This window comes from uncultured Megasphaera sp., assembly GCF_958350005.1.
Lineage (GTDB): Bacteria > Bacillota > Negativicutes > Veillonellales > Megasphaeraceae > Megasphaera.
The window spans coordinates 1-4527 of record NZ_CATWFF010000162.1 but is presented as its reverse complement, the minus strand read 5'-3'; the positions used below and the strand labels follow the sequence as shown (position 1 = coordinate 4527).

Sequence of the window (4527 nt, the reverse complement as noted above, 5' to 3'; positions counted from 1 at the left end):
GGGCACATGGTGTAACGGTAGCACGGCGGGCTCCAAAAACGCAGGCAGAGGTTCGAGCCTTGCTGCACCTGCCAATTTCAAAACAAACAACTGGCGGTGGTGAATATGTATTATGGTGACGTGGGAAAAGGCCTATAACGATTATGTGAAAGGGCTGAAATACAAGGAAATCGCGAAAAAGTACGACGTTTCCGTTAATACGGTAAAGTCTTGGCAGCGGCGGTACGGCTGGAAGCGCGAAAAGGGTGCACACAAAAAAACGGGCGCACCCTTTTTTAATACCAACGCGGCGGGTGAATCAGAACGCGGCGACGCATGGGCTGTTTGCCAAGTACCTGCCAGAAGAAACGAGGGAGCTTGTCGAGGCCTTTGAGCAAAAGGCGCTGATAGATATTCTTTGGGAAAATATCTGCCTGAAATACGCGGCCATCGTCCGGGCGCAGCAGATTATGTTTGTTAGGGGTGCCGAGGACGTTACTAAACGGCATACTTTATCCGGCAATGGCACGGATGCATACGAGTATAAAGAAGCTTATGAAAAGCAAGCCGTATTTTTACAGGCCCAGAGTCGGGCCATGGGTACGCTGAACAACATGATTAAGCAATACGATGAGATGTGCCGCCAAGGTTTGGCAGATGAAGAACAGCGGTTGCGCATCGCGAAACTCAAAGCAGAAGTATCAGCTATGCAGGATACGGAACAGGAAAGCGTGGTGATTGTTGATGATGTGCCAGACAAAAGTTAGTATAAAAGACCGGATTGCACCGTCGTTTTATCAGCTCCATCGCCAGGTAAAACGACACGACGCAACACATTACTGGCTCAAAGGCGGGCGCGGATCGACAAAGTCGTCTTTTATCAGCATTGAAATTATCCTAGGCATGATGAAAGAGACACGGCGCAACGCTGTTGTATTTCGTAAGGTCGGCGGAACCCTGCGCGAATCGGTATATGAGCAGCTTATCTGGGCCATTGATGAGCTAGGCGTTGCCGATAAGTGGAAGGCTCGTATCAGTCCGCTGTCGTTGTCATATGGCAAGCAGCGTATTGTGTTCCGCGGCGTCGATGATCCACTGAAGAGTAAATCTATCAAGCTCAGCCATGGCTATTTTGCTTATATCTGGTTTGAAGAACTGGCAGAGTTCCCCGAAATGGATACGATTAATACCGTGCTGCAGTCAGTTATGCGTGGCGGCACAACATTCTGGTGCTTTTATTCGTACAATCCGCCGGAATCTGTGCAGTCCTGGGTAAATTATGAAGCGTCATTGGACCGTCCTGACAAAATCGTCCATCACAGCACATACCTGACGGTGCCGGCTGACTGGCTGGGCGCGCCTTTTATTGCTGAAGCGGAGCACATGAAGGCCGTCAACGATGAAAAGTATCGGCATCAGTATTTAGGTGAAGTGACGGGGACAGGCGGCGAAGTATTCCGCAATGTGACACTGCGACATATTACCGATGAGGAAATCGGGCTATTCGACCGTATATACCGCGGCTTGGACTGGGGCTATGCCGCCGATCCGCTGGCATATATGGTCGTACAATACGATAAGACACGGAAGCGGCTGTATATTTTCCGTGAGCTGTACCGCGTCAACATGTCCAACGCCAAAGCGGCAGCTTACATTAACCAGGAGAACCCCGAAAAGGGCCTGGTTATTTGCGACAGCGCTGAGCCGAAATCTATAGACGATATAGAGGAACGGGGTGTTCATGCCGAAGGAGCTGTTAAAGGTCCGGGCAGCGTAGAGCGGGGCATCCGCTTCCTGAAAGACGAAATCGAAGAAATTGTTATTGATCCCGACCGCTGTCCAAATGCGGCACGGGAGTTTACACAGTATGAATTAGAGAAAGATAAGCTGGGGAATTTTAAATCCGTCTATCCGGATAAGAACAATCACACGATTGATGCTGTCCGGTATGCGCTGGAACGAATCAACGATGCCCCGCTGTTTGGATGGTGATACTATGCTATTACAACGATGGTGGGATTTGCTGCTCCAGAAGGGCAGCCAGTCCGGTATGACAGAAACGGAATTCCTGGAGGAAGAGCTGCGGGCCTGGCTTGTATCAAACCGGCGGCTCTGGATGAAAACCGGTGCTGCCTATTATCGCCAGTACTTAGACATCGACCATAAAGAGCGCAAGGTTATCGGCGAGGGCGGTCGAAAGATAACGCTGCACAACTTGCCAAATAACCGTATCGCCTATAACCGTTACGCTAAGCTGGTAGATCAGAAGGTGAATTATTTGCTGGCTAAGCCTTTCGAGGTTAAGACCGATGACACAGGATACGGCGATTTGCTGGACGGCGTATTTGACCAGGCGTTCCGGAGACGGCTCAGGCACATTGGCGCAGATGCACTGAATGGCGGGATTGCGTACCTGCATCCGTATGTAACGGCAGACGGCCTGCGATTTAAGCGGTTTCCGCCATCGCAGATATTGCCGTTTTGGGCAGACGAAGAACACGAGCAGCTGGATGCGTTTCTTCGCATCTATGATGTGGCGACTTACGAGGGCAAACAGCCTAAAATCGTCCATAAAGTCGAGTATTACACAACAAGTGGCGTCAAATACTTCATCTGGGAGAACAATCAGCTCCGTCCTGACGTTGAGCGAGCAGGCGGCGCCTATCTTACCATAGACGGCCAGCCGATGAACTGGGAACGGGTGCCGCTGATTGCTTTTAAGTATAACGAAGAAGAGCTGCCGCTTATTCGGCGCGTGAAATGTCTGCAGGATGCACTGAACACACTGATCAGTAACTTTGCTGATATTATGTGTGAAGACGTGCGCAATACGATCCTCGTCATTAAAAACTACGACGGCACGGACCTGTCGGAGTTCCGGTATAACCTGGCTGTCTATGGCGTCGTAAAAGTCCGAACCCGAGAAGGCGTGCAGGGCGGCGTCGAAACCCTGACGATAGAGGTCAACTCGCAGAATTACGAAACGATCATCAAGCTGTTAAATAAGGCGATTATTGACTGCGGGAACGGGTTTGACGCCCGCGACGACCGTATGAGCAATAATCCCAATCAAATGAATATCAGCAGTATTTACAGCGACATTGATATTGATACAAACAACCTTGAGATGGAGTTCCAGGCGTCGCTGGAACAGCTGATGTGGTTTGTCAACACGTATCTCGGTATTAACGGCGAAACGGCCGGCGATGTCGAGTTTGTTTTCAATCGGGATACGCCGGTCAACGAATCGGAAGTCATTACAAACTGCCGCAACTCCGAAGGCGTTATCAGCAAGGAGACGATTATTGCCAACCATCCCTGGGTCAAGGATACGGCGGAAGAGCTAAAGCGCATGCAGGCAGATCAGCAGGAAGAGCTGGGCCTTGATTACGCTTTGCGCGGGCAGGAGCCGCAAGGCGGTGGCGTAGATGGCGAATAAGGACTATTGGCAGCGTCGATTTGAGCGGCTGGAACAGCGGGAAATGGATAAGGCCGACAAGGCTATGGCAGACCTGAAACGAGTGTATGAATACACGCTGCAGCAGCTGCGCGATGAGGTCGTTGAATGGTATACCCGCTATGCTGACGAAACCGGCCTGAGCCTGGCCGATGCCCGTAAGCAGCTGGACGCCAGGGAGCTAAAAGCGTTTAAAATGACGCTGAAAGGGTATGAAGCACTGGCAAAACAGCAAAACCTATCTGATGAGTATATCAAGATGCTGGATCAGGCATCTATTCGGGCCAGGCTGAGCCGCAGTCAAATGCTGTATATCAAGACGGCGCATTACGTTGAACAGCTGGCTAAGCAACAGGAAATCAACCTGAAAGAGCTTCTGAAAGACGTATATGAGGACAGCTATTACCAGACAGCCTATGAAACGCAGTCCATGCAGGGCGCATATGATACGTTTTCTGAAGTCCCGAAAGCAAGCGTTGAAAAAGCTGTATTCAGGCCGTGGGCGGAGGATGGTAAGGACTTCTCTGAGCGCATTTGGGATAATAAAACCAGGCTTTTGAATACACTCCAGTCGGAAATTACACGAACGCTCATTGCTTCCGAAGGGACGACACTGCTTGCCGGTCGGATTGCCAACCGCTTCAGCGTGTCCTTCAGCAGTGCCCGCAGGCTGGCCGAAACAGAGACAGCGTATGTGCAGGAATCGGCCCGTATGGGTACCTGGCAGAAGCTGCATGTGGCAAAATATGAGCTTGTTGCGACGCTGGACAGAAGAACATCGCCTATTTGCCGACATCTGGACGGTAAAGTATTCAACAGGGCTAATGCCAAGCCTGGCGTGACTATGCCGCCCTTCCACTGCTACTGCCGTACGACAACGGTGCCATATATCGAAGGCATTACAGACGATGACGAATCGACACGTGCCGCCCGCGATCCAGATACAGGAAAGACCGTGCAGGTACCGGGAAAGATGAAATACGACGACTGGAAAGCCGTATATGTCGATAAGACGAAAACGCTGGAAGAGTGGAAGAATCCTGCATCAGGTGCTGTGGGATACAAAACAAAACCGCAGGGCTGGCGTAGAC

Annotated in this window: 5 protein-coding genes; all 5 read left to right on the top strand. The window is 50.9% G+C overall.

Going from position 1 to position 4527, the window contains the following annotated elements; translation table 11 throughout:
- Positions 1–112: 112 nt before the first annotated feature.
- Positions 113–373 (top strand): helix-turn-helix domain-containing protein, encoded by a 261-nt coding sequence (locus Q3886_RS10045; RefSeq protein WP_367881563.1) that lies wholly within the window; start codon positions 113–115, stop codon positions 371–373.
- Positions 294–746 (top strand): hypothetical protein, encoded by a 453-nt coding sequence (locus Q3886_RS08605; RefSeq protein WP_301860973.1) that lies wholly within the window; start codon positions 294–296, stop codon positions 744–746. Before Q3886_RS10045 ends, Q3886_RS08605 begins: the two co-directional genes overlap by 80 nt.
- Positions 724–1971: a PBSX family phage terminase large subunit gene (locus Q3886_RS08600; RefSeq protein WP_301860971.1), complete on the top strand. Its 1248-nt coding sequence runs from the start codon at positions 724–726 to the stop codon at positions 1969–1971. The genes Q3886_RS08605 and Q3886_RS08600 overlap by 23 nt, the downstream gene beginning before the upstream one ends.
- Before the next feature lie 4 nt (positions 1972–1975).
- Positions 1976–3418, top strand: a complete 1443-nt coding sequence (locus Q3886_RS08595) for a phage portal protein (RefSeq protein ID WP_301860969.1) — start codon at positions 1976–1978, stop codon at positions 3416–3418.
- The coding region (locus Q3886_RS08590) for a minor capsid protein (protein WP_301860966.1) at positions 3408–4527 on the top strand (1120 nt) is incomplete at its 3' end. The genes Q3886_RS08595 and Q3886_RS08590, both read left to right, overlap by 11 nt.